This window comes from Nocardioides speluncae, assembly GCF_003121585.1.
Lineage (GTDB): Bacteria > Actinomycetota > Actinomycetes > Propionibacteriales > Nocardioidaceae > Nocardioides > Nocardioides speluncae.
Genome location: NZ_QEOO01000047.1, coordinates 47,853 through 74,384, shown reverse-complemented (window position 1 = coordinate 74,384; position 26,532 = coordinate 47,853). Strand labels below are relative to the sequence as shown.

The following is a 26,532-nucleotide window of genomic DNA, read 5'->3' as shown; positions in this document are numbered from 1 at the left end:
TGGCTCTTACGGGCTCCTACTGGTCAAGAGTCGATATCCGGCCGGTCGGTTCCACCCGCGGGAGGATGCGGCGGCCGCGCCCCGCGCCGTACCGTCGGTAGGCATGAGGCAGGGACCGCAGACCGTCGGCGAGGCGCTGAGCTTCGGCGTCTCGATGGTGAGATCTCAGATCTTCATGACGCAGGGCCGGCTGCTGCGGCAGCCGATCACCCGCTTCGCCACCGCGGCGGGCCGCCGCGACCCCTATCCGATCCACGAGGAGTACCGGTCACTGGGCCGCGTGGCCGAGACCACCGCGGGATTCCTGGTCACCGCTGACTACGAGCTGTGTCGCGAGGTGCTGCGCAGCCGGAAGTACGGCGTCAAGGACCCCGAGACCGGGATCGTGCACGGCCAGCTCTACGACACCGGGACCATCGACCGGTCGATGCTCGGCGTCAACGCACCCGAGCACACCCGGCTCCGCAAGCTCGCCGCACCCGGGTTCACCCCCAAGCTGATGCGGTCCTACGAGAAGACCATCGAGGAGCGGGTCGGCTCGCTCCTCGACGACCTGGCCGGGCGCGAGACGTTCGACCTGGTGCACGAGTTCTCCGCGCCGATGCCGATCACGGTGATCGCCGACCTGCTGGGCGTGCCGCCGGAGGACGCTGCCTCCTTCGAGCGGTCCGGGCAGTGGCTCGCCTCCGCGCTGGACGGGATCCGGTCGCCGGTACACGCGGTCCGGCTGGCGCTGGCCGCGCGCCGGCTGGAGGTGATCTTCGACCGGCTGTACGAGCTGCGCACCCGCGAGCCGCGCGAGGACCTGGTCAGCACGCTGGTCGCCGCGCGCGACGGCGGGCGGCTGACTGCCAAGGAGCTGGTCGCGATGTGCGAGCTGCTGCTGGTCGCCGGCTTCGAGACGACCGTCAACTTGATCACCAACGCGGTCCTCGCCCTGCAGCGCACCCCCGGCGCCTGGGACCGGCTGGTCGACGACCCCGGGCTGGCGCCGCTGGCGGTCGAGGAGACGCTGCGCTTCGACCCGCCGGTCCAGCGATCGATCCGGGTGGCGCTGGAGGACGACGAGCTCGCCGGCCGCGCCGTACCCCGAGGAACGTGGGTGATCACGCTGATCGGCGGCGCCAACCGCGACCCCCAGGTGTACGACCGGCCCGGCGAGTTCGTCATCGACCGGTACGCCGACAAGACCGTCCCCGACCACCTCGCCTTCTCCGGCGGCATCCACTACTGCCTGGGTGCGGCGCTCGCCCGGCTGGAAGCCGCGACCGCGCTGCGCACCCTCGCCACCCGGATGCCGAACCTGAAGCTGGTCGGCGAGCCGACGATGCGCAGGTCGGTGTCGGTGCGCGGCGCGGCCTCGCTGACCGCGATCCCCGGCTGAGCCGGTCCCACTCAGCCGTCGAGGTCGACTACCACGACCGACCAGTTGTCGGGCGCGCCGGCCTCAGCGACCGCATCCGCCACGGCGTCGGCGACGTTGGCCGGCGTACCCGGTGCGACCAGGATGGCGGCCAGGTCGGCCGGGTCGACCTCGCGGTGCACACCGTCGGTGGTGAGCACGATCCGGTCGCCGGGCTGGGTCACCCGGACCGCGAGGTCCGCGTCCGGCGGGGCGTCGGCCGCCAGCGCCCGGTTGATCTGCACCCGTCGCTCGTCGAGCCTGGCCTCGTCCGGCGTCAGCCTGCCCTCGTCGATCAGGGTCTGGACGACCGAGTGGTCGCGGGTCAGCCGCTCCAGCCGTCCCTCGCGGACGAGGTAGGCGCGAGAGTCACCGATGTGGGCGAGGAACAGCTGGTCGCCGTCCAGCGCGACCGCGGTGAGCGTGCATCCGGACTCGGGCGCGGTGCTGCCGCCGGCGGTCGCCACGGCGACGGCGGCATCCGCGGCGCGGCGTACCGCCTCGTCGAGCTCGTCGATGGTGCGCGGAGCACCGAGTGCGGCCACCGCGGCGGCCGCAACCCCGGTGCGTTCGCCGAACCCGTCGGCGACCGCGAACACCTCCGGCCCGTCGAGTACGGCGTCCAGCTGAGCGTCTCGGCCGCCGATTCCGCTTCGTGCCGCATGGCTGGCGGTATCGCTGGCGGTGATGTGAACGGTGTGCATGTCGTGCTCCTTCGGTGAGATCTCACTCACGAGGGAGGCCATCGCGTCGCGCGCTGTGGCTGTGTCGGCCTCGACCTGACGCCAGTACGACCGGAGCTCGGCCGCCGCGGCTGCAGGCGGCAGCTCGGCGACCACCCGGATCCGCGCCAGCGGCATCCCGACCAGCCTGAGCCGGGCCACGAGCCGCGCCCGGTCGAGCTGATCGGCGGCGTACCACCGGTAGCCGGAGACCGGGTCCACCTCGGCGGGCGCCAGCAGACCCATCTCGTCGTACAACCTCAGGGCCTTGGGCGTCAGCCCGCTGGCCCGGGCGAAGTCGCCGATCAGGATCAGGTCCATGACACTCCCCTCGTCATCGGCACGCTGGTCGCGCCGACGACACCGACGCTGCGGCCTGCCCTTGGGTGAAGGTCAAGCCGGCGCACGAGGTACGCGCTGCCTCTGCGTACGGCTCGAGGTAGCGGAGACGGAACGGGGAAGGGCCGAGCACCGTATCGGCCTCGGTGCGCTCGCGCAGAGTCTCGTGGTCAGCGTGAAGGACGAAGTGCCGCTCCGGAATGCCGTGGTGGGCGAGGCCCGCGCTGATCTCGCGCCAGTACTGCTCCACCAGCACGGTCATCGGCATGACCAACGTGCCGCCGGTGTAGTCGAGCACGCGGCGGGCGGTCTCAACCACGAGCGGCCGCCACGGGGGGGCAGGTGCCGTTGAGCCATACGATCACGGGATCCGACGCTACCGGCAGCGGATGCGCTGGCGTCCCGGGGAGGGTTCGGCGGTTGGTGATACAGGCGTGTTCTCAAAGATCGGACTGGCCTGTCCGGTCTTTGGTAACACAGCTGGATCACCACCGGCCGTTAGAGACCCGGGGCTCCCCACACCGCGAGCCAGCGGGAGAGCTCCTTCTCCATCGGCAGCTCGGCGGCGAGGTGGTCCCGGACCTCGATCTCCAGCAGGTTGTCGCGCTTGTCCTCACCTGCGGGCGCGAACGGGTAGAAGGTGCCCTGCTTGTAGAGGTAAACCAGCCCGACCTTGCGGCCGGAGGCGTCCGCGAAGGCGACCAGGGTGCACAGCAGGCCGGAGCCGAAGCCCTGCTCCTCCAGCGCGGTGTTGACCGCGTGCAGGTCGGTGCAGAGGCCGGCGGTGTCGCTGGGGTCATGCCTGGCGACCAGCCAGGTGAAGCCGAAGCTGTCCTCCACCTTCTCGACCTTCGCGCCCTCGTCGCTGTCGAGCAGCTCGACGAAGCCGTCCTGGGTCTCGGTGAACGCCGCCCCGGCCGCCGCGCGGTAGCAAACCGAGCCGGTGCCGGTCGGCGTGAAGCCGGCCGCGGTCTGCAGCGTCAGCGCCGCACTCGGCACCAGGAACAGCGAGTCCAGGTTGGCCGGCTTCTGCTTGGTGCGGCCGGTGACCGCGTCCCAGAACCCCATCGCGGCTAGCCCGTCGGCCGGCCGAGCTCGGCCTGGATCCGGGCCAGCTGCTCCAGCCGCTGTTCGAGGGACGGGTGGGTGGAGGTCAGCGTCTTGAAGGTGGCGCCGCTGATCGCCGGCGCGATGAAGAAGGCGTTCATCGAGCTTGAGGCGCGCAGGTCCTTCTGCGGGATCGCGGCCATCTCGCCAGTGATCTTCTGCAGCGCGGAGCCGAGCGCGGCCGGCTTCATCGTCAGATAGGCGCCCGATCGGTCGGCGCACAGCTCGCGGTAGCGCGACAGCAGCCGCAGCAGCAGGAAGCTCACGGCGTACACGATCAGGCTGACCAGCAGCGCGACGAGATACGCCGGAGCACCACCGTTGTCGCGGTTGTTGCCGCGGCTGAGGTGGACGCCGCCGTACTGGGCGCTGCGGGTGAGCATCGAGGCGACGATGCCGGCGGACGAGGCGATCGTCATCACGAGTACGTCGCGGTGCGCGACATGGGACAGCTCGTGGGCGAGCACGCCCTCCAGCTCCTCGGCGTCCAGCTTCTGCAGGATCCCGGTGGTCACGCAGACCGCTGCCCGGTTGGGCGAGCGGCCGGTCGCGAACGCGTTGGGGATATCGAGATCGGCCACGCCGACCCGCGGCTTGGGCATGTCCGCCATCGCGCAGAGACGGTCGATCATGCCGTGCAGCTCGGGCGCCTCCTCCGGGGTCACCTCGCGCGCCCGCATCGCGCGCATCGCCACCTTGTCGGAGGTCCACCACTGGTAGAACGCGATGCCGATGCCGATCAGTCCGATGATCCACGCGTACTTCGGGAAGGCGAACATCAGCGTCGTCACCAGGCCGACGAAGAGCGCACCCAGGAGGAACATCACCAGGGTCATCCGAGCGGTCAGCCCGGTGTCCTTGATGAACCGAGATCTAGCCACCGATTCTGCCCGGCGTCAGCCGGGGATCAGCCCGTCGTCGTTGAGCATCTGCCGGACCTCGTCGATGCTCGCGTCGGCCGGCGGCAGGATCAGGTCGGACTCGTCGAGCGAGTCGTCGGCGTGGTGCACCCCGATCGTGCGGACGCCGTCGAGCAGCGCGGCGAGCGCGGCCTCGAAGGCCGCCTCGTCGTTGCCGTCGACGGCCGACTCGACCACGGCGTCCAGCTCGTTGAGCCGGCCCAGCGCCTCGTCGGAGACGTCGTACTGTCCCTCGCCCAGGATCCGGACGATCATGATTGGCCTCCTTCGGCCGCCTTCTGCCCGTCGGCCTTCAAGATGTCGCCCTGGGGCGCTGACTCGATCGCCTCGGGAGCCGGAGCGCCGCCCTTCAGGCGGGCCAGCTCGGCCTCGACGTCGGCCTGCGAGCTCATCGACTCCAGCTCGCGGGCGATGTCGTCGCCCGCACCGGTCTGGGTGACGTCGTCGAGCGCGCCGGAGGCGATCAGCTCGTCGATGGCGCCGGCACGGGCCTGCAGCTGCGCGGTCTTGTCCTCGGCCCGCTGGATGGCCATGCCGACGTCGCCCATCTCCTCGCCGATGCCGGACATCGCCTCGTTGATGCGGGTCTGCGCCTCGGCCGCGGTGTACGTCGCCTTGATCGTCTCCTTGCGGGTCCGGAAGGCCTCGACCTTCGCCTGCAGCCGCTGCTGCGCGAGGGTGAGCTTCTCCTCCTCGCCCTGGAGCTGGGCGTGCTGGGCCTTGAGGTCGGTGATCTGGTTGTTCAGGCCGGACTTGCGGGTGAGGGCCTCGCGCGCGAGGTCCTCGCGACCCATCGTGATCGCCTTCTGCGCCTGGTCCTGCAGCTTGGCACCCTGCGCCTCGAGCTGGTTGACCTGCAGCTCGACCCGCTTGCGGCTGGTGGCGACATCGGCCACGCCGCGGCGTACCTTCGACAGCAGCTCGAGCTGCCGCTGGTAGCTGTAGTCGAGGGTCTCGCGGGGGTCCTCCGCACGGTCGAGGGCCTTGTTGGCCTTGGACCGGAAGATCAGGCTGATGCGCTTCATGAGGCTCATGGGACGTGCGGCCCCTTCCCTGGTGTGGTCTCGTCGTTCTCACACTATGACCAAAACCAAGCCTTGGGCGAGTGGACCTTCGGATACGGCGCAGGTCGCGGCCACGGGTAGGCTGGCTGGGCCCGCCCGGGCCCGATCCACCGACGAAGAAGGCAGCCCGTTGTTCCGTCGTACCAAGCCGGAGACCCCGGCCGAGACCGAGTCCACCTCGCTCATCAAGGAGGGCGGCAAGGGCCGGCCCACCCCCACCCGCCGCGAGGCCGAGGCAGCCGCCCGCGAGCGGGCCCGAGTGCCGCGTGACCGCAAGGAGCTGGCACGCCGACAGCGGGCCACCCGCACCGAGTCCAGCCAGAAGATCCGGCAGGCGATGAAGACCGGCGACGAGCGCTACCTGCCGGCCCGCGACAAGGGCCCGGTCCGGCGCTTCGTGCGCGACTTCGTGGACGTGCGGATGTCGTTCGTGGAGCTGATGCTGCCGCTGCTGATCGTGATCATGATCCTCGGCTACTCCGGCAACGCCAGCGCGGTGCGCTGGAGCAACGTGCTGCTGCCCACGATCCTGCTGCTGGTGGTCGTCGACCTGGTGATCATGCGGTTCCGGCTGCGCCGCGAGCTGGGCCGGCGGTTCCCCGACGAGTCGATGCGGGGCACCACCTTCTACGCGATCTCGCGGGCGCTGCAGATGAAGTTCATGCGGCTTCCGAAGGCACAGGTCAAGTTCGGCCAGGAGCTCCCCGAGAACTACAGCTGACCGATGACGACACCGCCTCTTCTGCTGCTTAGCGGCGCCGGTCTTCCCTCCTGGATCTGGGACGAAGTGCGCGCCACCCTGCTCACCCCGACCCGGGTCGTGGCCTATCCGCGCGGCTCGGCCAGCCTCGAGGAGTACGCCGAGGCAGCCGCCGAGACCGCCGACGGGTGGGAGTCGTACGGCGTGATCGCCCACTCGCTCGGCGGAGTTATCGGCAGCGAGCTGGTGGCGCGCGAGCCCGACCGGGTCACGGGCTTCCTCGGCGTCGCCGCGATCATCCCCGAGGCGGGCGAGTCGTTCCTGGACGGACTGCCGTTCCTGCAGCGGAAGAACGTCAGCAACGTGCTGGACATCCTGGGCACCCGGCCGCCGGCGAAGATCATCCGCCGCGATCTCTGCGCCGGGATCCGGCGTGACGAGACCGACCGGATCGTCAGCGAGTTCGCAACGGAGTCCGTCAACGTCTACCGCGACCAGGTGTCGGAGAAACGAGAGTTCCCCGCGACCAGCGGCTACGTCGTGACCACCAAGGTGCGCGCCTACCCGGTGCGGCTCCAGAAGAAGTACGCCGCAAAGGTCGGCGGTGGGATCCACCGGGTCCGGGCCGGACATCTGCCGATGCTTCAGCAGGCGAGCCAGCTGGCCGGCATCATCGCGGACACGTTTGAGGCGGACTGAGGGCGCGGCCGGACTGTCGGTGGTGGCCACTAGTGTCCGCCACATGACGACTCCCCTTCTGCTGCTCAGTGGTGCCGGACTGCCCGCCTGGATCTGGGACGATGTGCGCGCCCAGCTGCCCGTCGAGACCCGGGTCGTGGAGTACCCGCGGGGATCGGCCAGCCTCGCCGAGTACGCCGCGGCAGCCGCCGCCACCGCCGACGGCTGGGAGTCGTACGGCGTGGTCGCCCACTCGCTCGGCGGCGTCGTGGGCAGCGAGCTGCTCGCCCAGCAGCCCGAGCGAGTCACCGGCTTCTTCGGCGTGTCGGCGATCATCCCGGCGGCCGGCAGCTCCTTCCTCGGCGCGCTGCCGTCGCCACAGCGCCATGTCGTCAGCCTCGCGATGCGGCTGATGGGCACCCGGCCTCCGGCCAAGAGCATCCGCAGCGGGTTGGCGGCCGGTCTCACAGCCGAGCAGGCCGACCGGATCGTGGCCGACTTCGACCCCGAGTCGCAGCGGGTCTACCGCGACCCGGTCTCGCCGCGCGTGTTCCCCGAGGTACGCCGCTATCTGCTCACCACGGGCGACAAGGAGTTCCCCGAGTCCCTCCAGCAGAAGTACGCGGCGGAGATCGGTGGGCCGGTCGACCGGCTGGACACCGCCCATCTGCCGATGCTGGAGCAGCCGAAGCTGGTCGCCGAGCTGGTCGAGTCGGCGTACGCCTAACGTCCGAGCGCGGCCCAGGCCTTCGTCAGCCTGGCGACGACCTCGGTGAGCGTGGCCTCCGGGAAGGTGAACGGCAGCCGGACGAAGCTGTCGTGGATGCCGGCGGTGTCCGTCGAGGCGCCGGGCACCACCTCGACGCCGTACCGCAGCGCCACCTGGGCGAACACGCGTGCGTCGACGCCGGGTAGCTCGATCCACAGCGCCGAGCCACCCGCGGGCGGCTGCCAGCGCCAGTCGGGCAGGTGGGCCTTCAGCAGGCCGCCGAGATGCTCCCGGCGGGCGCGTAGGACGGCGGCGTGGGCAGCCGTGATCTCGCCCAGCCGAGGTATCAGCCGCAGCGCGACGGCCTGGTCGATGAGTGGGGTGCCCATGTCGGCGATCACCTTGTGCCGCGCCACGCGCTCGGCCACCTCCTCGGGCGCTCGAAGCCAGCCGATCCGCAGGCCCGGCCACAGCGTCTTCGCCAGCGAGCCGATGCTCACCACCTCGCCGCCGCCGTACGCCGCGATCGGGCGCGGCAGCGTCGAGGAGTCGGCGTCGGTGTTGTAGGAGTTGTCCTCGACGAGCGGGATGCCCTCGGCACGAGCGAGCTCACTGATCCGGCGGCGACGCGACGCGGACATCAGCGTGCCCGTCGGGTTGTGGTGCGTCGGCATCAGGAACACCAGCGACGGCTTGCTCGGGAGCGCCGCGGCGAAGGCGTCGACCCGGACCCCTTCCTCGTCCATCGCGACCCCGAGCGTGGTCGCGCCGGCCGCCCGGAAGACGTCGAGACAGCCCGGCCAGCCTGGCGACTCCACCAGCACGACCGACCCCTTGCGCAGGTAGGTCTGGGCGACCAGCGCGATCGCCTGGGTGGCGCCGGTGGTGACCACGACCTGATCCGCTGTCGTGGGCACGCCCTGCGCCGTGAAGTCCTCGGCGAGCGCGGTCCGCAGCGCCACCATGCCACGCGGGTGATAGCCAGCCTCCGCGGTGAGTGCGGCCATGTCGTGCCGGGCGACCTCCGCGAGGGCATGGGCCAGTTCAGGGCCGGCGGACGCCTCGGCCGTGGTCAGCGAAATGACGTCCGACGGGCTGTCGACCAGTCGTTGCATGATCGCGTTGCCCTGCCCGCCCGGCACCACGCCGTCGGCTCCCGGCCGCCGCAGCTGGGGCAGTACGGCGACCGTCGTACCGCTCCCCCGGCGGCTCTCGACGAGACCGTCGGCCCGCAGCTCGTCGTACGCCGCGACCACGGTCGACCGGCTGAGCGCGACCGCCCGGGCGAGATCGCGCTCGGACGGCAGGCGGATGCCCGAGGCCAGCTGGTCGGCATGCACGGCCTTGCGGAGAGCACCGGCCAGCCGCTGGTACAGCGGTCCGGAGGCCGTGCTCCAGCCGGCGAGCAGCTCGGCGAGCTGGTGAGCCTCGATTCGGTCCACTTCTCCCGCCATTGGACCGGGTCCTCCTGTCTACGCGACACCACAGTGGTTCGCATGAACGAAGAGCTAGACACCCGCCTGCAGGCCATCTGCGAACTGTCCCTACCGTACGTCCGCGACTCCGCGGGCCGGCACGAGTACGACGGGCGCGTCCAGGACCTCTCCCCCGCCGGCGTCCGCAGCGCGCTCGCCGGGCTGACCGCCGACCTCGGGTACGTCGACCGTCACGACGAGGCACACGCCGCGGCGACCGAGAACGCGCTCCGGGTTCGCTTCGGCGAGCTGGAGCTGCACCGCGTCAACCCACTGTGGCACCTCGACAACCTCGAGCTGATGGTCTACGAGCGGCCGTACGCTCCCGCCGAGGAGCGCGCGGAGGCCAGGCGCCGGCATCTCGCGGCCTGGCCGGACGCCGTCGACGCGGCCGTCGAGGCGCTCGACCGGGTGCCCCGCGAGCTGGCGTCCGCGAGCGTGCCGCTCGCCCGTGGGCTCGCGACCTACGCCGGGCGCGACGCCGCCGCCGGCGCTGCCCTGAAGCGACTGGTCGACCATCTTGACTGGGCGAGCATTCAGGGGGATTCGTCGGCCGCGCTCGGCCGCTCGGCACTGGAGCGGCTGCTCTCGGCATCGGAGGCGATCGACGTCGATCTCGCCGACCTGCTCGCCCGCGCAGAGAAGGAGCAGGCCCGGCTGCGGCAGCTGCTGGACGACGCCTGCCGCCGGATCGATCCCGACGCAACCACCGGCGAGACCCTCCGGGTCCTCCGAACGGACCACCCGGCTACCGGGGCCGAGCTGCTCGACGAGACCCGGCTGCTGGTCGACGAGGTGCTCGAGTGGACCGCGCGCAGCGGCCTGGTCCCGGTCGACGACGGCGTCTGCGAGGTCGGGCCGATGCCGGACTCGCAGCGCCGGGGTCTGGCCGGGCTCTTCGCGGCCGCGCCATACGAGCCCGACGGTCCGAGCGCGTTCTACGTGACCCTTCCCGACCCGAGCTGGGCGGAGTCGGAGCAGCGGGCCTGGCTGGCGTCGGGGTTCAACCGGTCCCAGCTGCCCGGCGTCGCGGTGCACGAGGTCGCGCCCGGCCACTTCTCCCACTTCCGGGCACTGCGGCAGCTGCCGAGCCCGGTGCGGCGGCTGCTGACGTCCGATGCGTTCATCGAGGGCTGGGCGCACTACGTCGAGGAGCTGTGCGTCGAGGAGGGCTACCGGGCGGACGACCCTCGGTTCACCGCAGGGGTCGCCCGCGACGGACTGCTCCGGGTGACCCGGCTGATCTGCTCGATCGGCCTGCACACCGGCGACCTGACCGTGGCCGAGGCGGCGCGCCGGTTCACCGAGGACGCGTTCGTCGTCGGTCCCGGCGCCGTCAGCGAGGCGCAGCGCGGCCTCTTCGACCCGACGTACGGCCGCTACACCTGGGGCAAGCTCGAGATCCTCGGGCTGCGAGACCGGGCGCGTGCGGCCTGGGGAGTGGGCTTCTCGCTGCCGCGGTTCCACGCCGCCCTGTTCGCCTTGGGCGCCCCGCCGATGGGGCTCATCGACACCGCGCTGACGGAGGGCTGAGCCATGCCGGAGACGACCCTGCTGGCGTTTCTGCTGGCCACGGTCACGCTGGTGGCGATACCGGGTCCCAACCTGGTCTACATCGTGACTCGCAGCGTTGCCGGCGGTACCCGCGCGGGCGTCGTCTCCGCGCTCGGCGTGGAAGCCGGGACCCTGGTCCACGTCGTGCTGACCAGCATCGGGCTGTCCGCCGTGCTCGGCGCGTCGCCCGTGGCCCTTCAGGTGATCAAGTACGCCGGTGCGGCGTACCTGCTCTACCTGGCGGTGCGAGCCCTCCGCAGGGTCCCGGCCGCCTCCGGCCCAAGTGCCCCAGCCGAGGTCGCTGGGCTGGTCCGCACCTTCACCGACGGCGTGCTGGTGAACCTGCTGAACCCGAAGGTGATCCTGTTCTTCCTGGCCTTCCTGCCGCAGTTCACGACCGGGACCGGCAGTCGGACCGGCGAGCTGCTCGTGCTCGGCATGCTGTTCATGGCCGTGGCACTGCTGATGGACCTCGGGTACGCCGTACTCGGCGGCCTGCTGGCCCGCCGCCAGCCCGGCACCGAGCAGCCGCGACGCTGGCCGGCGTACCTCACCACCACGGTGTACGCCGGTCTCGCGGGCTACGCCGTCCTGAGCCCGGTCTGAGCCGGGTCAGGCGTCGTAGTCGAGGACGACCTTCGGCGAGGTCGGGTGCGACTGGCAGGTCAGCACGTAGCCGCGCTCGACCTCGTCGGCCTCCAGCGCCCAGTTGGTGTCCATCACCACCGTGCCCTCGATCAGACGGGCCCGGCAGGTGCCGCAGACCCCGCCCTTGCAGGCGAACGGGGCGTCGGAGCGGACCCGCAATGCAGCGTCCAGCACCGGCACGTCGTCGGGCCGCAGCGGGAACGTCGAGCTGCGCCCGTCGAGGGTCACCGTTACCTCGGCCGCTCCTTCCACAGCGTCCGCGACGATCGGCGCCCGCGGTACCGGGTCTGCGTGGAACAGCTCGAGGTGGATGTGCGCCGGGTCGACGCCGGACTCCAGCAGCGTGCCCCGCAGCTCGTGCACCATCTGCTGCGGACCGCACAGGAACCACTCGTCGACCCGGTCGGGCGGCACCAGCGAGCCGAGCAGCCGCTTCATCCGGTCGGCATCCAGCCGGCCGGACAGCAGCTCGACGTCCTGCTCCTCGCGCGACAGCACGTGCAGGATCTGCAGCCGGTCCGGGAACCGGTCCTTCAGCTCGTGGACCTCGTCGAGGAACATCACGGTCCGGTGCGTCCGGTTGGCGTAGACGAGCACCGCGTCCGAGTCCGGCTCGGTCTCCAGCGCGGCGGCGAGGATCGACAGCACCGGGGTGATGCCCGAGCCGGCCGCGACCGCGGCATACCGCTTCCGGGCGGTCGGGTCGAGCGGGGTCGAGAAGTGGCCCGCGGGCGTCATCACGTCGAGCTCGTCGCCGACCTTCAGCCGGCCGACCACCTCACCGGAGAAGGCGCCGCCGGGCAGCCGCTTGACGCCGATCCGCAGGATGGCGCTGGACGGCGCCGTACAGATCGAGTAGCTGCGCCGGATCTCGTCCTCGCCGGCGCGGATGGACAGGTGCTGGCCGGCCTCGAACGCGTAGACGTCACGCAGCTCGTCGGGGACCTCGAAGGTCAGGGCGACCGAGTCCTCGGTCAGCTCGTCGATCGCGCTCACCTTCAGCGCGTGGAAGGAACTGTGTCGCGCCATCAGTGCGACTTGAAGTGGTCGAACGGCTCCCGGCACTCACGACACACCCACAGCGACTTGCACGCCGTGGAGCCGAACCGGCTGGACTCCTGGGTGTCGAGGCTGCCGCACTGCGGGCAGCGCACCGAGATCTGGAGCAGCACCGGCTCCCCGGCCCGGGGTCGCGGCACCGGCGGCGCCACGCCGTACGTCGAGAGCTTGGTGCGCGCCTCGGCAGTCATCCAGTCGGTGGTCCAGGCAGGCGCCAGCACGAACTCGACGTCGACGTGCCAGTAGCCGGCCCGAGTCAGCGCCTCCACCAGCTCCTCGCGGATGGTCTCCATCGCCGGGCAGCCGGAGTACGTCGGCGTGATCTGCACATGGACCCGCCCGCGGTCGTCCTCGACCACATCCCGAAGAATGCCGAGCTCGCCGATGGTCAACACCGGCAGCTCCGGGTCGAGGACGGCCGCTGCCACCCCCCAAGCACGTCCTGTTGTCGTGGTCACCATGTCGCCCCCGGATGCGAGCGGGCGAGGTGCTGCATCTCGGCCAACAGGAAGCCGAGCTGCTCGGTGTGCCGGCCGTCGCGACCGGCCGAGTAGTGCGTAGCGACGTCCGGGCGGGTCAGTGTCGCCTCGTCGATCACCGCGGACACCCCGGCGTCGACGGCATCGCGAAGGCTCGACGGGAGCGCCGCGACGCCACTGTCGACCAGACCGGTATCGAGGAAGGCGTCGTCGAAGAGCTCGGCCGCCCAGGGCCATTCGGCGTCCAGGCCCGCCTGCATCCGCTGGTGGGACACATCGGTGCCGTCGCCGAGCCGGACCACCCAGCGGCTGGCGTGGTCGAGGTGGTAGGCGACCTCCTTGACCGCCTTGCCGGCGACGCCGGCCAGGGTGGCGTCGGCGCTGCGGGAGAGCGCGGCGTACAGCTCGCACTGCCAGGCGCTGAAGATCAGCAGCCGGGCCATGGTCACGCCGAAGTCGGTCTGCTCGCGCTCGACCAGGCAGACGTTGCGGAACTCCCGCTCGTCGCGCAGGTAGGCCAGGTCGTCCTCTCCGCGGCCGGCTGCCTCGACCTCACCGGCGTACGCCAGCAGCAGCCGGGCCTGTCCGAGCTGGTCCAAGCCGATGTTGGCCAGCGCGACGTCCTCCTCGAGCTGCGGAGCGCGGGAGATCCACCAGCTCATCCGCTGCGCGGAGATCAGCGCGTCGTCGGCGAGCGCCAGCGTGTAACCGAACAGTCCGGCCATCAGAGGTGGTCCACCCCCTCGGGTACGTCGTAGAACGTGGGGTGCCGGTAGACCTTGTCGGCGGCCGGGTCGAAGAAGGAGTCCTTCTCGTCCGGGCTGGACGCTGCGATCGCCGAGGCCGGCACTACCCACAGCGAGACGCCCTCCTGGCGGCGGGTGTAGAGGTCGCGCGCGTTGCGCAGCGCCATCTCCGCGTCGGGTGCGTGCAGCGAGCCGACGTGGACGTGCGACAGCCCGCGGCGGGAGCGCACGAACACCTCCCAGAGCGGCCAGTCCCGGCTCATGCCGCACCCTCCTCAGCCTTCGGTGGTCGAGCTTGTCGAGACCGCTTGTCGGCGTACGCCGTGGCGGCCTCGCGGACCCAGGCGCCGTCCTCGTGGGCGCGGACCCGGTGCGCCATCCGCTCGGCGTTGCAGGGGCCATTGCCGCGGATCACCTCGAACAGCTCGGTGAAGTCGACCTCGCCGAAGTCGTAGTGTCCGCGGTCGGAGTTCCAAGCGATCTCCGGGTCGGGCAGGCTCAGCCCGAGTGCCTCGGACTGCGGCACGGTCATGTCGACGAAGCGCTGGCGCAGGTCGTCGTTGGAGTGCCGCTTGATCCCCCACGCCATCGACTGCGCGGAGTTCGGGGAGTCGTCGTCGGGCGGGCCGAACATCATCAGCGAGGGCCACCAGTAGCGGTCGACCGCATCCTGGGCCATCGCCCGCTGGGCGTCGGTGCCCTTGGCCAGCGTGTGCAGGATCTCGAAGCCCTGCCGCTGGTGGAACGACTCCTCCTTGCAGACCCGCACCATCGCCCGGCCGTACGGCCCGTAGGAGCAGCGGCACAGCGGCACCTGGTTGACGATCGCGGCGCCGTCCACCAGCCAGCCGATGGCGCCGACGTCGGCCCAGGTCAGCGTCGGGTAGTTGAAGATCGAGGAGTACTTCTGGCGGCCGGAGTGCAGTTGGTCGAGCAGGTCGGCCCGGTCCACGCCCAGGGTCTCCGCCGCGGCGTACAGGTAGAGGCCGTGGCCGGCCTCGTCCTGCACCTTCGCCATCAGGATCGCCTTGCGCCGCAGGCTCGGCGCGCGCGAGATCCAGTTGCCCTCGGGCTGCATGCCGATGATCTCGGAGTGCGCGTGCTGGGCGATCTGGCGGATCAGGGTGCGCCGGTAGCCCTCGGGCATCTCGTCGCGCGGCTCGATCCGGCCGTCGGCGGCCAGTACGTCGCGGAACGAGGCCGGCTCGTCGGACGCTGCGGGCCGCGTCGGCTGCGCCGGCTGATCGGGGGCGGTGAAGTCGTTGCCGTACACATCTTCGACGGTAACAGAATCTGTTACAGAACACTGCATCATGAGTCGATATCTGTAATAGATTCGTGGGCTGCGAGGATTGCCGCATGACCAGCCCGACCGCCGATGTCTCCGTCCGGGTGGCCTGGGCCGACGATGCCCGTGGCATCGCCGAGGTGCAGGTCCGCGCCTGGCAGACGGCGTACGCCGACCTGCTGCCCGCCGAGACCCTCGCGGCCATGCAGCCCGACGACGTCGCGGCCACCTGGCACCAGTCGCTTTCCCGTCCCGGCGACGCCCGGAACCGAGTGCTGGTCGCGCTCGAGCGCAACCGGATCGTCGGCTTCGCGATCACCTCGCCGGCCGCCGACCCCGACTGCGACCCAGTGGCCGACGGCGAGATCGCCGAGTTCACCGTGCTGCCAGGCGAGCAGCGCCGCGGCCACGGCTCGCGGCTGCTGCAGGCGTGTGCCGACACCCTCGAGGCGGACCGCTTCACCCGCGCGGTGACCTGGGTGAACGCGACCAACGACGAACTGCGCGGCTTCCTCATCAGCGCCGGCTGGGGCGCCGACTCCGCGCACCGCGAGCTGGACCTCGATGGCACCGGCACCGTGACCGTCCGCCAGGTCCGCCTCCACACCGCCCTGGCCTAGTCACCGCCCCCACCCCCGCCGACCCGGCCCGTCTTCACGCGTAAGCACGCCGACCCGGCCCTTGTTGACGCGTAAGCACGCCGACCCGGCCCGTGTTGACACAGCCCTTGTGTAGACGGGCCGGGTCAGCGGTCCTGCGCGTGAAGACGGGCCGGGTCAGCGCGCCTGGACGTGAAGACGGGCCGGGTCGGCGTGCTGGTGCATCTCTAAGAGGTTGGTGAAATTCGGCGGGATCGGTGAACGCCGGAGGCCTCTGGAGCGTCTAATCACAAGGAGCACCTTCGCTCCCCCGTCCTGAGGAGGCTGGGCTGTGTTCGGTCCGCTACCGAGGCTTCACCGGGTCGCCCTGATCGCGGCGGCCATCTTGTTCTTCGTGGTGGCGGGCATGTGGCTCGCCGAGGTCACGCCGGTTCCCGTCGTCGCTAGAGGCATCCTGATCGGCGCCGCCGCCGGCGTCGTGGTGGCGTACCTGCTGGTTCACGACTTCCACCACGCGCCGCGCCCGGCCCGGATCCATCGACGGCGCTGAGCAGCTGACCGACAGCCCGCAGGGAGCAGGCGAGGCCCGCACCGATTCCGGCGCGGGCCTCGTTTTCTGCTCCCTGTTGAATCAGTTGACGCTGACAGCACTCCAGGCGGCAGCGACGGTGTTGTATTCGACGCTCCCCGCGCCGTACAGGTCGGTGGCGGCCTTCAGCATGCCGGCGCGAGCCTGGGCGTAGTTGGTGCTGCTGGTCCAGTACGTCACCAGCGCGCGATACCAGATCTTGGCCGCCTTGTCCTTGCCGATGCCGATGACCGTCGAGCCGTTGCAGGTCGGCGAGTTGTGCGGCTTGCCGCCGATCGTCTTGGCGCCCGAGCCCTCGGCGAGCAGGTAGAAGGCGTGGTTGCCGACACCTGAGGAGTAGTGCACGTCGAGGTTGCCGACGCTACTGCTCCAGCAGTCCACCGAGTTTCCGTCGCTGGACGGCTTGTCCATCCGGCGGAACCCGTCGCCCTGGGCGATGTCGAACTCCTCGCCGATGTAGTAGTCACCGGGGTCGTTGCCGTTGGCGGCGTGCGCCTCCACCAGCGAGCCGAAGACGTCCGAGGTGGCCTCGTTCAGGCCGCCCGACTCACCGGAGTAGGTGAGGTTGGCGGAGTTCTGGGTGACGCCGTGCGCCATCTCGTGACCGGCGACGTCCAGCGACACCAGCGGACCGAAGTTGGTGCCGTCACCGTCGCCGTAGGTCATCTTCGAGCCGTCCCAGAACGCGTTCACGTAGGCATTGCCGTAGTGGACGCGGCTCCAGGCGGCCCGGCCGTCGTTCCAGATGCCGTTGCGGCCGTGGACGTTCTTGAAATAGTCCCAGGTGACGTTGCTCCCGTACTGCGCGTCGGCAGCCGCAGTGGCGCGGTTGCTGTTGGAGCCGTTGCCGAAGGTGCTCGACGTGCTGGTGACCGTGGTGCCGACCTGGCAGCCGAGGCCGAACAGCTGGCAGAAGAGGAAGAGATCCTCCCTGTTGTTGACGTCGTTGGTGTAGCCGCCGCCGCGGGTCGCGTCCTTCAGCGAGTACGTCGAGCCCGACTGCGTCACCTGCAGCGGGACGGTGCCGCTGTAGAGGGTGTTGCCGGAGCCGTCGGCGGTCTGGATCTGCTGTTCGGTGCGGATGAGCGCCCCGGACTTGGCGTCGACGTAGGTCGCGAGCCGGCTCGGCGTACCGTCCTTCTGTACGCCGCCGGACAGGACCTCCCACGCCAGGCGGGGCGTGGCACCGGTCGCGTCCACGACGAGCTCAGGGGCGCCCTTGCGCTTGAGGCCGGTGATCGAGCGGTTGGTCTTGTTGGGCGCCATCGCCTTCGACGCGGCCGTGCCGGCGGCGAGGTCGGCGTCGGTCGACAGAGTGAGCGGCTTCTTCAGGGTCTGACTGACGCCCTTCAGGCCGGCGCTCGGGCCCTGGTGCACGACCAGGTCGCCGCCGATGACGCGCAGACCGTGGTAGGTGCGGTCCATCCGCACGTGAGTGGTGCCGTTCTTGTCCACGATCGTGCTCTTGACCTGGAACGCCTGCCCGTCGGCCGCGCGGGCGGCGGTGGGGTGCGACTTGAGGTTCGACAGAGCTGTGACGGCGGGGTCCTTGGGCGCTGCGTTGACGGTGCTGGTCCCGGCCATCCCGGTTGTGGCCGCGGCAACTACCGCTAGTGCTGCGATTCCTGCTGCTCTACGCATGGGGCGGTCCTCTCCCTCAGGAGCCTCAGCCTGGTGGTCTGAGGCGACCTGACGGTGTCACACGGAGTTACAACTTGGTAGAACACCCGAGTGTCAAAATCCGGCAAGTCAGGATTGTGACGCTTGCGCCGCGCGCTACCCCAGGTCGAGCAGGGGTTCCAGGCCGACCGTCAGGCCCGGGTGGGACCCGATCGCACGCAGTCCGACGAGGACGCCCGGGGTGAACGACGCCCGGTCCAGCGAGTCGTGCCGGATCGTCAGCGTCTCCCCCAGTCCGCCGAGGACCACCTCCTGGTGGGCGACCAGACCGCGGATCCGGAGACCGTGCACCCGCACCCCCTCGACGTCGGCTCCGCGGGCCCCGTCGAGCCCGGTCGACGTCGCATCGGGCATCGGAGCGCTGCCGGCCTCGCGGCGGGCCGCGGCGATCAGCTCGGCGGTACGGCGCGCGGTGCCGGACGGCGCGTCGGCCTTGTCGGGGTGATGCAGCTCGACGACCTCCACCGACTCGAAGTACGGTGCCGCCTCGGCCGCGAACCGCATCATCAGCACCGCACCGATCGAGAAGTTCGGCGCGATCAGCACGCCGGTCGCCGGGCTGACCTCGAGCCAGGTGCGCAGCTGCCCGAGCCGCTCCTCGTCGAAGCCGGTGGTGCCGACCACCGCATGGATGCCGTGGTCGATGCAGAATTCCAGGTTGTCCATGACCACGTCGGGATGGGTGAAGTCCACGATCGCCTCGGCGCCGGCCGAGACAAGTCCTTCGATCGGGTCGCCGGCGTCGATCGACGCGACCAGCTCCATGTCGCCGGCGGCCGCCACCGCCTTGCAGACCTCGGTTCCGACCTTGCCGCGCGCTCCGAGCACGCCCACCTTCATCCGTTCTGTCACCGGGTCAACCTATCCCGGCGGATCCGGCGTTCGGCTTGTGGCAGGCTGTCCCTCATGGCGGTCCAGACAGTCCCGGCCCGGATTCGATGGGCAGTCGAGCTCATCGACGTGCAGCCTTCAGACCAGATCCTGGAGATCGGCTGCGGTCCCGGCGCAGCGGCGGAGGTGATCTGCGCGAAGCTCGAGAAGGGGCGGCTGTTCGCGATCGACCGTTCCGAGTCCGGCGTGGACCGGACCAAGCGCCGCAACGCGAAGTACGTCGAGAGCGGCCGGCTCACGGTGCGCCAGATCGACCTGGCGACGCTGCGGGTCCCGGTGAAGCGGATCGACAAGGTCTTCGCGTTCAACGTGAACCTCTTCTGGGTGCGCAAGTGCGCCGACGAGGTGGCGCTGCTGCACGAGCGGGTGGTGCCCGGCGGAACGGTGAGCCTGTTCTACGACGCGACCCGCCCCGAGGGTGTCCCGCACGTCGCCGAGAAGGCGTCGACGGCGCTCGCCGAAGGCGGCTTCCGGGTCTCGCTGGTCGAGAACAAGGTCCCGCCGGTCCTCGGGATCATCGGACGCCGCTGAACAGGCTGCAATATCCTTCGTCATCGACGACCGACGAGCAGTCTCGAGGGGGCCTTGGTTGATCGTGGCTGTACTCACCGTGGACCAGCGGTCGAGCCGTCGCGGACCCGACCTAGTGCCCGAGGCGCTCGCTGCCCTGGCCGCCCACCGATCACTCCTCGAGTTCGAGCGCACCGCCGGCGACGAGATCCAAGGCGTGCTCAGCGACGCCGCTACGACCGTGAACTGCATCGAGACCCTGCTTCGCGCCGGCACCTGGAACATCGGCCTCGGCGTCGGCGCGATCGAGGAGCCGCTCCCCGACCACGCGCGTGCCGGCCGCGGGCCGGCGTACCTCAACGCTCGCGAAGCGGTCACCCGGGCTAAGTCCGGGTCGCCGTACCTCAACGTCGTCGGCGCCGATGACTACCATGCCGAGCAGCTTGAGACCGTCCTGTGGCTGTGGGCAGGCGTGCTCAGCCGGCGTACTCAACGAGGCTGGGAGGTGGCCGACCTGGTGGCCGACGGCCTGACCTACGACCAGGCTGCGCGCGTGCTCGGCATCAGTCAGGCAGCCGTCAGCCAGCGTGTGCGTGCGGCGGCGCTCATTGAGGCGAGCAGAGCGTCAGCGCTTGCCAGTGTCCTGCTCGGGAACATGCTGCCCAACGATGCGAGCTCCTCCATATGACAAGCCTCCTACTCCTGGCGACGGCAGCCATTGGGGTCGTCGCGTGGAAGTACATCGCATCGAACGACTCTCGCCTGTTCTGGTCGCTCGCCGCCGGCAACGTTTCTCTGGTGACACTTGCCACCGTCATCGCGGTGAGCGACCGCACCTTGATCCCGGCGCCAGTCGAAGCAGACGTCGGCGCCACGATCTTGGCTGCCGCCTTCGGCGGCGGAATCGTCGCACGCGCATCGCTCAAGCTCGCAGAGAGGGGCGGACTCGATCCAGGGTGGATAACGCTGCCGGCGTCCCCGTGGATTGGCGTGAGCGAACGTCTGACCATAGTGATCGCACTGCTCTTGCGATTGCCTGAGGTGGCATCCGTCGTGGTGGCAGTCAAGGCGCTGGGACAGTACGCCGACAGCCAAGGTTCGGACGGGACGGTCAACCATGTGTTAGCCAGCAGGATCCTCGGGACAATGGCGAGTCTGGCCTGGACGCTGGCGTGCTACGCCACAATCGTTGTGGCCGGCAGATAGGCAAACAGAGTTCTTGGACGTCTACGCTCTTCTAGGTAATCTTTATTACATGATTACCGATGAGGCGCTGGAGAAGGTACGGGGCTGGTTCACGGGCCGCCTGCCGCAGGAGTGGACCGCGCAGCCACCCACGATCACCGTCGACCGCGAAGAGGTCGTCGTCATGCTCACCCTTCCCGACGTCGAGCTCGCCAAAGGCGCATCGGAGAGTGAGACCGCCGAGGCCAGGGCCGGACGGGCGAAGGCGTTCCGCGAGGAGACCCGGGACCGTCGGATCCGGCTCGCCGGCGAGGCCGAGCGACGCTACGACCGCAAGGTCTCCTGGGGCGTCCGGGTCGGCGAGTACGACGAGCTGTTCACCAGTGTCGCCGCGCCCGTGATGACCCGGCTCCGCCAGCCGCAGCGGCAGATCCTCGACATCCTGGTCGAGGCCGGAGTGGCCCGGTCCCGGTCGGACGCCCTCGCCTGGTGCGTGCGCCTGGTCGGCCAGCACGAAGGCGACTGGCTGGCCGAGCTGCGCGACGCGATGACCAACGTGATCGACGTCCGCGCCAAGGGGCCGGCCGCCTGAGCCGCGCGACGTGTTCAGGACATGGTCCTGAACACGTCGACGTACACCCACACGAGGTTGCCGAGCACGGTCAGCGCCAGACCCGCGAGAACCCCGACACCGACTCGTCTGGCCGGCCAGGGAAGCAGCAGGAGCAACCCCACGAACGCCGTCAGGCTGAGGCCAGCTCCGATGGTGAGGAACCACGACACGATCTCGCTGCGCTGCATGCCGTCCGCGCCCGCCTCGAACCGCCACGATCGCACCGAAACGACCATGTTCGCGACGAAGACGAGCAGGGTCGCCAGACCAGCCGCGAGTGGCGCGCCGGCCCGCGCGGGCGTGACCAGATCCGAAGCCATGGCCCATGATCAGCGGTGAGGCCACCTCGGCGCAGGCGTTTGCCTACTCAGGTCCGACGACGGCGAGGATCTCGGCCTGGCTGAACAGCTCGTGGGCCAGGGTGCGCACCTCGTCCAGCGTGACGGCGTCCATCCGGGCGATCACCTCGTCGATGCTGAGCAGCTCGTCGTACACCAGCTCGGCCTTGCCGAGCCGGCCCATCCGGGAGCCGGAGTCCTCCAGGCCGAGAACCAAGCCACCGCGCAGCTGGCCCTTCGCACGCGCCAGCTCCTCCTCGGTGATGCCGGTGTCGGCCACCTTCGCCAGCTCGGCCCGGATCGTGGCCAGTACCTCGGCCTGCTTCGCGGGCAGGCAGCCGGCGCCGACCCCGACCAGGCCCGCGTCGGCGTGGTGCGAGGCGAACGAGTAGACCGAGTAGGCCAGCCCACGGCGTTCCCGGACCTCCTGGAACAGCCGTGAGGAGGTGCCGCCGCCCAGCGCGGTGGTGAGTACGCCGAGCGCGAAGCGCCGCGGGTCGTTGCGGGTCAGGCCGTTCATACCGAGCACCAGGTTGACCTGTTCGAACGGACGGCTGGCCCGGGCCTCGCCGGTGTGGACCGGGCGGACCCGCTCCCCCAGCCGCGGCCGGGCCGGGGTCTCGGTGCCGCTGAGGAAGCCGTTGCGGGAGAACGCCTTGCGGACCTGACGGACCACGGTGGTGTGGTCGATGTTGCCGGCGACGGCGACCACCATCGAACCGGGGCGGTAGTGGCTCCGGTAGAAGCGGGTGATCTGGGCGCGGGTCAGGCCACGGATCGACTCGGCGGTGCCGGCGATCGGCCGGCCGAGCGGCGAGCTTCCCCACGCCTGCGCGGCGAACAGGTTGTGGACCACGTCGTCCGGGTCGTCGTCGTGCATGGCGATCTCGTCGAGGATCACCTCGCGCTCCGCCTCGACGTCCGCCGCGGCGATCAGCGAGCTGGTGATCATGTCGCCGAGTACGTCGACGGCCAGCGGCAGGTCGTCATCGAGCACCCGGGCGTGGAAGCAGGTGTACTCCTTGGCGGTGAACGCGTTGAACTCGCCGCCGACGGTGTCCAGGGCGACCGAGATGTCCATCGCGGTGCGCTCGCGGGTGCCCTTGAACAGCAGGTGCTCCAGGAAGTGCGAGCAGCCGTGCAGGGTGGGCGTCTCGTCGCGCGAGCCGACACCGACCCAGACGCCGACGCTCGCGGAGCGGACGCCGCTCATCTGCTCGGTGACCACCCGGAGACCGCCGGGCAGCACGGTACGGCGTACCCGCGAGACGACCTGGCCGGCGTTGTCCTCGACGGTCAGCAGGGTGCGGGTGGTGCCGGTCTTCTGCGCCGCGGCCGGGACCGGAACCGACGACCGGCCAGCAGTGTTCTGCTGGCCGGCCGTCGAATCTGCGCTAGGTGATTGCGCCACTCGGTCAGTCCTCGGTGCTGTCCTCAGCAACCTCGGCCTCGGGCGCCTCGTCGGCGGGCGACTCCTTCGCCTCGTCCTCGTCGACGACCGGGATCAGCGAGAGCTTGCCGCGGTCGTCGATCTCGGCGATCTCGACCTGGACCTTCTGGCCGACCGAGACGACGTCCTCGACCGCGTCGACCCGCTTGCCGCCGGCCAGCGCACGGAGCTTGCTGATGTGCAGCAGGCCGTCCTTGCCGGGGAGCAGCGAGACGAAGGCGCCGAAGTTGGTCGTCTTCACCACGGTGCCGAGGTAGCGCTCGCCGACCTCGGGCATCGTCGGGTTGGCGATCGCGTTGACGGCCTGGCGAGCAGCCTCGGCGGCCTCGCCGTTGGTGGCGCCGATGTAGATCGTGCCGTCGTCCTCGATGGTCAGCTGGGCACCGGTGTCGTCCTGGATCTGGTTGATCACCTTGCCCTTCGGGCCGATGACCTCGCCGATCTTGTCGACCGGGATCCGCAGGGTGATGATCCGCGGCGCGTGCAGCGACATCTCCTCCGGCTCGTCGATGGCCTCGGCCATCACGTCGAGGATCGCGAACCGGGCGTCACGCGCCTGGGTCAGCGCGGCGGCGAGGACCTCGGCGGGGATGCCGTCGAGCTTGGTGTCCAGCTGCAGCGCGGTGACGAACTCGCGGGTGCCGGCGACCTTGAAGTCCATGTCGCCGAAGGCGTCCTCGGCACCGAGGATGTCGGTCAGCGCGACGTACTGGGTCGCACCGTCGACCTCACCGGAGATCAGACCCATCGCGATGCCCGCGACGGCCGCACGCAGCGGCACGCCGGCCTGCAGCAGCGACAGCGTGGACGCGCAGACCGAGCCCATCGAGGTCGAGCCGTTGGAGCCCATGGCCTCGGAGAGCTGACGGATGGCGTACGGGAACTCCTCGCGAGTCGGCAGCACCGGCAGCAGCGCCCGGCGGGCGAGCGCACCGTGGCCGACCTCGCGCCGCTTCGGCGAGCCGACTCGGCCGGTCTCGCCGGTCGAGAACGGCGGGAAGACGTACTTGTGCATGTAGCGCCGCGACTTCTCCGGCGACAGCGTGTCGAGCTTCTGCTCCAGCGTGAGCATGTTCAGCGTGGTGACGCCCAGAATCTGGGTCTCGCCACGCTCGAACAGCGCCGAGCCGTGCACCCGCGGGATCACGCCGACCTCGGCGGACAGGGTCCGGATGTCCGCGAGGCCACGGCCGTCGATGCGGACCTTGTCGCGGAGCACCCGCTCGCGAACGAGCGACTTGTTCAGCGAGCGGTACGCCGCGCCGATCTCCTTCTCGCGACCCTCGAACTCGCCCGCGAGCTTCTCCAGGAGCGAAGCCTTGATCTCGTCGAGCTTGTCCTCGCGCTCCTGCTTGCCGGCGATGGTCAGCGCGGCGGCGGTCTCGTCCTTCACCGCGGCCTCGACCGCGGCGTACGCGTCGTCCTCGTAGTCGAGGAAGACCGGGAAGTCCTGCACCGGCTTGGCGGCCTGCTTGGCCAGCTCGGCCTGGGCCTCGCACAGCTGCTTGATGAACGGCTTGGCGGCGTCGAGGCCGGTGGCCACGATCTCCTCGGTCGGCGCCTGGGTGCCGGACTGGACCAGGTCCCAGGTCTGCTCGGTGGCCTCGGCCTCGACCATCATGATCGCGACGTCGCCGGTCTCGGTGACCCGGCCCGCGACGACCATGTCGAACACGGCCTCCTCGAGCTGGCTGTGGCTCGGGAACGCGACCCACTGGCCCTCGATCAGCGCCACCCGCACGCCGCCGACCGGGCCGGAGAACGGCAGGCCGGAGAGCTGGGTGGACAGCGACGCCGCGTTGATCGCGAGGACGTCGTACGGCTGGTCGGGGTCGAGCGACATCACGGTGATGACGACCTGGACCTCGTTGCGCAGGCCCTTCTTGAAGGTCGGGCGCAGCGGCCGGTCGATCAGCCGGCACGTGAGGATGGCGTCCTCGCCCGGGCGTCCCTCGCTGCGGAAGAACGAGCCGGGGATCTGGCCCACGGCGTACATCCGCTCCTCGACGTCGATCGTCAAGGGGAAGAAGTCGAAGTGGTCCTTCGGCTGCTTCGAAGCAGTGGTCGCCGACAGGAGCATGGTCTCGTCGTCGAGGTAGGCGGTGACGGAGCCCGCCGCCTGGCGGGCGAGGAGACCGGTCTCGAACTTCACGGTCCTCTTGCCGAACTTGCCGTTGTCGATCACGGTCTCAACGGCGGAAATGACGGGTTGCCCCGCATTCAGGTCTGTCAAGGGTTCTTCCCTCTTCGGTAGCGGAGCGATCCGCGGCGTACGCCCTCGGGACGGGCACGATGCGTGTCCCGCTCCCCGCATCGCGGGGTGGGGGCCGGTCTTCGATCGAGGCCCGCGGAGCTGCTCACCGCGGCCGAGTCAGCGGCGGAGGTTCCGAAGGCCACTACCGAGGACCGAGCCTGACGTGCGGGTCGCTCCTGGTGGTGTTCTGCTGTTCAGTTTTAGGTTCGTCGGTCCGACACTAGCGGCCGGACAGCCGAAAATGTGACGGGAGCGGCCACCCCGAGTGGGGCGACCGCTCCGAGGTCATCGGCGCAGTCCGAGACGCTCGACGATCGAGCGGTAGCGCCCGATGTCGGTCTTCTGCAGGTAGTTCAGCAGCCGACGGCGCTGACCGACCAGGAGCAGCAGACCACGACGGCTGTGGTGGTCGTGCTTGTGCTGCTTGAGGTGGTCGGTGAGGTGCGCGATGCGGTGGCTGAGCAGCGCGATCTGCACCTCCGGCGAGCCGGTGTCGCCCTCGGTCGTGGCGTACTCGGCGATGATCTTCTTCTTGGTCTCCGCGTCGGTTCCGATCGACATGCGGGGCTCCTTCCGGACTCGTTGCGCGGCGCGCCGGGGCCTGTCCACCCGGGCACTCTCGATCCGCGGCCGTTCAACGGCGTTGTCTCTTGTTTGGGTTGTCACCCAGCAGATCGGCGTAGGCCGCGTGCCAGGCAACTGCGCAAGACTATCAACGGTGTCTCGGAAGTCCGAATTCAGGCGCCCGACGGCCCTCAGTCGGCGCGCTTGGTCAGGTCCGGGCCGTCGTCAGGCTGGGCCGGGCCGGCGGGCATCGCCCGTGTGTCGTACTCCGGGTCGGACGGCGGGTCCTGCACGGTCGTCGCCCACATCGGCTCCTCGATGCGCGGCGGCTCCGCGTCGTACGGCGGCGGCTGCTGCTGGCCGGGCGGCAGGCCCTCGGCCTGGGCTGTCGCGCGCGGCCGCACCATCAGCCAGAGCAGGGCAACGATCACGGCGAGCGGGAAGCCCCAGAACAGGCCGTAGTCGGGACCGCTCCGGAGCCCGGTGTCCACCACGATGAGCAACATGCCGTCGTCGCCCAGGGAGTCGCGGAGGGTCCACATCGACTGGGCAGACCGACCGAGCGCGGCGCCGACGATGAACGACATCCAGACCGACAGGAACACCGGGAACACCGACGACCCGGGCGCACTCCCGCGAGCCGCCCACCAGGTCCCGACCGCTGTCACCACGAACAGCGCGCCGAGGGCGAGCAGCATCCCGACCGCGTAGCTCGACTTCGCCTCGATCAGGTCCATCGGGTTAGGCCCGAGGTACTCCATCCGGATCAGCGCCAGGTCGTACCACCTGGCGCCTTCGCTGAAAGCCGCAGGCGGGACCGGCTCACGATCCATCAACTCGAACAGGACCTGCAGGAGCAGGACGGTTCCGACCGCGGCGACTCCGGCGAACAGTCCGGCGAGCCAACCGCGCTTGCTGCGTCGTGGGTTCATGCCTGCCTGTTCTACACGCTGCCAGCCTCAGGTCAAC

At 70.2% G+C, this 26,532-nt stretch carries 31 protein-coding genes; 12 read left to right on the top strand and 19 right to left on the bottom strand.

Annotated features, from left to right (window positions below; translation table 11 throughout):
- The first annotated feature begins 103 nt into the window (after window positions 1-103).
- Window positions 104-1,384 (top strand): cytochrome P450, encoded by a 1,281-nt coding sequence (locus tag DDV73_RS24775; protein ID WP_109509955.1) that lies wholly within the window; start codon window positions 104-106, stop codon window positions 1,382-1,384.
- Window positions 1,385-1,395: 11 nt separating this feature from the next.
- Here the strand turns inward: DDV73_RS24775 and DDV73_RS24770 are convergent, their stop codons facing one another.
- The 6 genes from DDV73_RS24770 to DDV73_RS24745 all read right to left on the bottom strand — a co-directional run bounded on the left by DDV73_RS24770 (window position 1,396) and on the right by DDV73_RS24745 (window position 5,524).
- The gene (locus DDV73_RS24770) at window positions 1,396-2,445 is read right to left on the bottom strand and encodes a MerR family transcriptional regulator (protein ID WP_109509954.1); all 1,050 of its coding nucleotides are present in this window, start codon (window positions 2,443-2,445) and stop codon (window positions 1,396-1,398) included.
- A gap of 13 nt (window positions 2,446-2,458) precedes the next feature.
- Entirely contained in the window at window positions 2,459-2,782 is a 324-nt protein-coding gene (locus tag DDV73_RS24765) for a hypothetical protein (RefSeq protein ID WP_240617463.1), read from the bottom strand.
- Window positions 2,783-2,961: 179 nt separating this feature from the next.
- The gene (pspAB, locus tag DDV73_RS24760) at window positions 2,962-3,531 is read right to left on the bottom strand and encodes a PspA-associated protein PspAB (RefSeq protein ID WP_109509953.1); all 570 of its coding nucleotides are present in this window, start codon (window positions 3,529-3,531) and stop codon (window positions 2,962-2,964) included.
- A gap of 5 nt (window positions 3,532-3,536) precedes the next feature.
- Window positions 3,537-4,451, bottom strand: a complete 915-nt coding sequence (gene htpX, locus DDV73_RS24755; RefSeq protein WP_109509952.1) for a zinc metalloprotease HtpX — start codon at window positions 4,449-4,451, stop codon at window positions 3,537-3,539.
- 15 nt (window positions 4,452-4,466) lie between these two features.
- Window positions 4,467-4,745, bottom strand: a complete 279-nt coding sequence (gene pspAA / locus DDV73_RS24750; RefSeq protein ID WP_109509951.1) for a PspA-associated protein PspAA — start codon at window positions 4,743-4,745, stop codon at window positions 4,467-4,469.
- On the bottom strand, window positions 4,742-5,524 hold the full coding sequence (locus DDV73_RS24745; RefSeq protein WP_109509950.1) for a PspA/IM30 family protein: 783 nt from the start codon (window positions 5,522-5,524) through the stop codon (window positions 4,742-4,744). The genes pspAA and DDV73_RS24745 overlap by 4 nt, the downstream gene beginning before the upstream one ends.
- A gap of 160 nt (window positions 5,525-5,684) precedes the next feature.
- Between DDV73_RS24745 and DDV73_RS24740 the strand changes: the two genes are divergently transcribed.
- Genes DDV73_RS24740 through DDV73_RS24730 form a run of 3 tightly spaced genes read left to right on the top strand, consistent with a single transcriptional unit; the run spans window position 5,685 to window position 7,659 of the window.
- Complete coding sequence (locus DDV73_RS24740; RefSeq protein WP_109509949.1) at window positions 5,685-6,275, top strand: DUF3043 domain-containing protein; 591 nt, start codon at window positions 5,685-5,687, stop codon at window positions 6,273-6,275.
- Window positions 6,276-6,278: 3 nt separating this feature from the next.
- Entirely contained in the window at window positions 6,279-6,953 is a 675-nt protein-coding gene (locus DDV73_RS24735; RefSeq protein WP_154402898.1) for an alpha/beta fold hydrolase, read from the top strand.
- A gap of 43 nt (window positions 6,954-6,996) precedes the next feature.
- Window positions 6,997-7,659, top strand: coding sequence for an alpha/beta fold hydrolase (locus DDV73_RS24730; RefSeq protein WP_109509947.1), 663 nt, complete (start codon window positions 6,997-6,999; stop codon window positions 7,657-7,659).
- Here the strand turns inward: DDV73_RS24730 and DDV73_RS24725 are convergent.
- Complete coding sequence (locus DDV73_RS24725) at window positions 7,656-9,083, bottom strand: aminotransferase-like domain-containing protein (RefSeq protein ID WP_206051077.1); 1,428 nt, start codon at window positions 9,081-9,083, stop codon at window positions 7,656-7,658. The genes DDV73_RS24730 and DDV73_RS24725 overlap by 4 nt on opposite strands.
- Window positions 9,084-9,137: 54 nt before the next feature.
- Here DDV73_RS24725 and DDV73_RS24720 point away from each other — a divergent pair, with 54 nt between their 5' ends.
- Complete coding sequence (locus DDV73_RS24720; RefSeq protein ID WP_109509945.1) at window positions 9,138-10,649, top strand: DUF885 family protein; 1,512 nt, start codon at window positions 9,138-9,140, stop codon at window positions 10,647-10,649.
- Between the two features lie 3 nt (window positions 10,650-10,652).
- Window positions 10,653-11,276, top strand: a complete 624-nt coding sequence (locus DDV73_RS24715) for a LysE family translocator (RefSeq protein ID WP_109509944.1) — start codon at window positions 10,653-10,655, stop codon at window positions 11,274-11,276.
- Window positions 11,277-11,282: 6 nt separating this feature from the next.
- Here the strand turns inward: DDV73_RS24715 and paaE are convergent, their stop codons facing one another.
- The 5 genes from paaE to paaA are packed head-to-tail and all read right to left on the bottom strand — an operon-like array spanning window position 11,283 to window position 14,875.
- On the bottom strand, window positions 11,283-12,347 hold the full coding sequence (gene paaE, locus DDV73_RS24710; protein WP_109509943.1) for a 1,2-phenylacetyl-CoA epoxidase subunit PaaE: 1,065 nt from the start codon (window positions 12,345-12,347) through the stop codon (window positions 11,283-11,285).
- Window positions 12,347-12,805 (bottom strand): 1,2-phenylacetyl-CoA epoxidase subunit PaaD, encoded by a 459-nt coding sequence (gene paaD, locus DDV73_RS24705; protein WP_276310143.1) that lies wholly within the window; start codon window positions 12,803-12,805, stop codon window positions 12,347-12,349. The genes paaE and paaD overlap by 1 nt, the downstream gene beginning before the upstream one ends.
- A 26-nt stretch (window positions 12,806-12,831) precedes the next feature.
- On the bottom strand, window positions 12,832-13,581 hold the full coding sequence (gene paaC / locus DDV73_RS24700) for a 1,2-phenylacetyl-CoA epoxidase subunit PaaC (RefSeq protein WP_109509941.1): 750 nt from the start codon (window positions 13,579-13,581) through the stop codon (window positions 12,832-12,834).
- Window positions 13,581-13,865 carry a 1,2-phenylacetyl-CoA epoxidase subunit PaaB gene (gene paaB, locus DDV73_RS24695; protein ID WP_109509940.1) on the bottom strand — a complete coding sequence of 95 codons (285 nt, stop codon included), beginning with the start codon at window positions 13,863-13,865 and terminating at the stop codon, window positions 13,581-13,583. Before paaB ends, paaC begins: the two co-directional genes overlap by 1 nt.
- The gene (paaA, locus tag DDV73_RS24690) at window positions 13,862-14,875 is read right to left on the bottom strand and encodes a 1,2-phenylacetyl-CoA epoxidase subunit PaaA (protein WP_240617462.1); all 1,014 of its coding nucleotides are present in this window, start codon (window positions 14,873-14,875) and stop codon (window positions 13,862-13,864) included. The genes paaB and paaA overlap by 4 nt, the downstream gene beginning before the upstream one ends.
- Window positions 14,876-14,961: 86 nt before the next feature.
- On the opposite strand from paaA, the gene DDV73_RS24685 reads away from it, so the two are divergent.
- Together DDV73_RS24685 and DDV73_RS24680 are read left to right on the top strand one after the other, a co-directional pair.
- Window positions 14,962-15,510 carry a GNAT family N-acetyltransferase gene (locus tag DDV73_RS24685; protein WP_109509939.1) on the top strand — a complete coding sequence of 183 codons (549 nt, stop codon included), beginning with the start codon at window positions 14,962-14,964 and terminating at the stop codon, window positions 15,508-15,510.
- A 310-nt stretch (window positions 15,511-15,820) separates the two neighbouring features.
- Window positions 15,821-16,039, top strand: a complete 219-nt coding sequence (locus DDV73_RS24680; RefSeq protein ID WP_109509938.1) for a YtxH domain-containing protein — start codon at window positions 15,821-15,823, stop codon at window positions 16,037-16,039.
- Between the two features lie 81 nt (window positions 16,040-16,120).
- Here the strand turns inward: DDV73_RS24680 and DDV73_RS24675 are convergent, their stop codons facing one another.
- Both DDV73_RS24675 and dapB read right to left on the bottom strand, forming a co-directional pair.
- Window positions 16,121-17,719, bottom strand: coding sequence for a M4 family metallopeptidase (locus DDV73_RS24675; RefSeq protein WP_109509937.1), 1,599 nt, complete (start codon window positions 17,717-17,719; stop codon window positions 16,121-16,123).
- Between the two features lie 135 nt (window positions 17,720-17,854).
- Window positions 17,855-18,598 carry a 4-hydroxy-tetrahydrodipicolinate reductase gene (gene dapB, locus DDV73_RS24670; protein ID WP_109509936.1) on the bottom strand — a complete coding sequence of 248 codons (744 nt, stop codon included), beginning with the start codon at window positions 18,596-18,598 and terminating at the stop codon, window positions 17,855-17,857.
- 66 nt (window positions 18,599-18,664) lie between these two features.
- On the opposite strand from dapB, the gene DDV73_RS24665 reads away from it, so the two are divergent.
- From DDV73_RS24665 to DDV73_RS24650, 4 genes are all read left to right on the top strand, one after another.
- Window positions 18,665-19,180, top strand: a complete 516-nt coding sequence (locus DDV73_RS24665; protein ID WP_109509935.1) for a class I SAM-dependent methyltransferase — start codon at window positions 18,665-18,667, stop codon at window positions 19,178-19,180.
- A gap of 64 nt (window positions 19,181-19,244) precedes the next feature.
- Entirely contained in the window at window positions 19,245-19,847 is a 603-nt protein-coding gene (locus DDV73_RS24660; protein ID WP_240617461.1) for a SatD family protein, read from the top strand.
- A complete protein-coding gene (locus DDV73_RS24655) occupies window positions 19,844-20,365 on the top strand; it encodes a hypothetical protein (RefSeq protein ID WP_109509933.1) in 522 nt (173 codons plus the stop codon). Before DDV73_RS24660 ends, DDV73_RS24655 begins: the two co-directional genes overlap by 4 nt.
- Before the next feature lie 49 nt (window positions 20,366-20,414).
- A complete protein-coding gene (locus tag DDV73_RS24650; RefSeq protein WP_109509932.1) occupies window positions 20,415-20,936 on the top strand; it encodes a hypothetical protein in 522 nt (173 codons plus the stop codon).
- Between the two features lie 14 nt (window positions 20,937-20,950).
- Here DDV73_RS24650 and DDV73_RS24645 read toward each other — a convergent pair whose 3' ends face one another.
- The 5 genes from DDV73_RS24645 to DDV73_RS24625 form a co-directional block, all read right to left on the bottom strand.
- Entirely contained in the window at window positions 20,951-21,277 is a 327-nt protein-coding gene (locus tag DDV73_RS24645) for a hypothetical protein (RefSeq protein WP_109509931.1), read from the bottom strand.
- A 43-nt stretch (window positions 21,278-21,320) separates the two neighbouring features.
- A complete protein-coding gene (locus DDV73_RS24640; RefSeq protein ID WP_109509930.1) occupies window positions 21,321-22,706 on the bottom strand; it encodes a M16 family metallopeptidase in 1,386 nt (461 codons plus the stop codon).
- Between the two features lie 4 nt (window positions 22,707-22,710).
- Window positions 22,711-24,969 carry a polyribonucleotide nucleotidyltransferase gene (locus tag DDV73_RS24635; protein WP_338066408.1) on the bottom strand — a complete coding sequence of 753 codons (2,259 nt, stop codon included), beginning with the start codon at window positions 24,967-24,969 and terminating at the stop codon, window positions 22,711-22,713.
- Between the two features lie 315 nt (window positions 24,970-25,284).
- Entirely contained in the window at window positions 25,285-25,560 is a 276-nt protein-coding gene (rpsO, locus tag DDV73_RS24630; RefSeq protein WP_109509928.1) for a 30S ribosomal protein S15, read from the bottom strand.
- A 194-nt stretch (window positions 25,561-25,754) separates the two neighbouring features.
- Window positions 25,755-26,495, bottom strand: coding sequence for a hypothetical protein (locus DDV73_RS24625; RefSeq protein ID WP_109509927.1), 741 nt, complete (start codon window positions 26,493-26,495; stop codon window positions 25,755-25,757).
- Window positions 26,496-26,532: the final 37 nt, after the last annotated feature.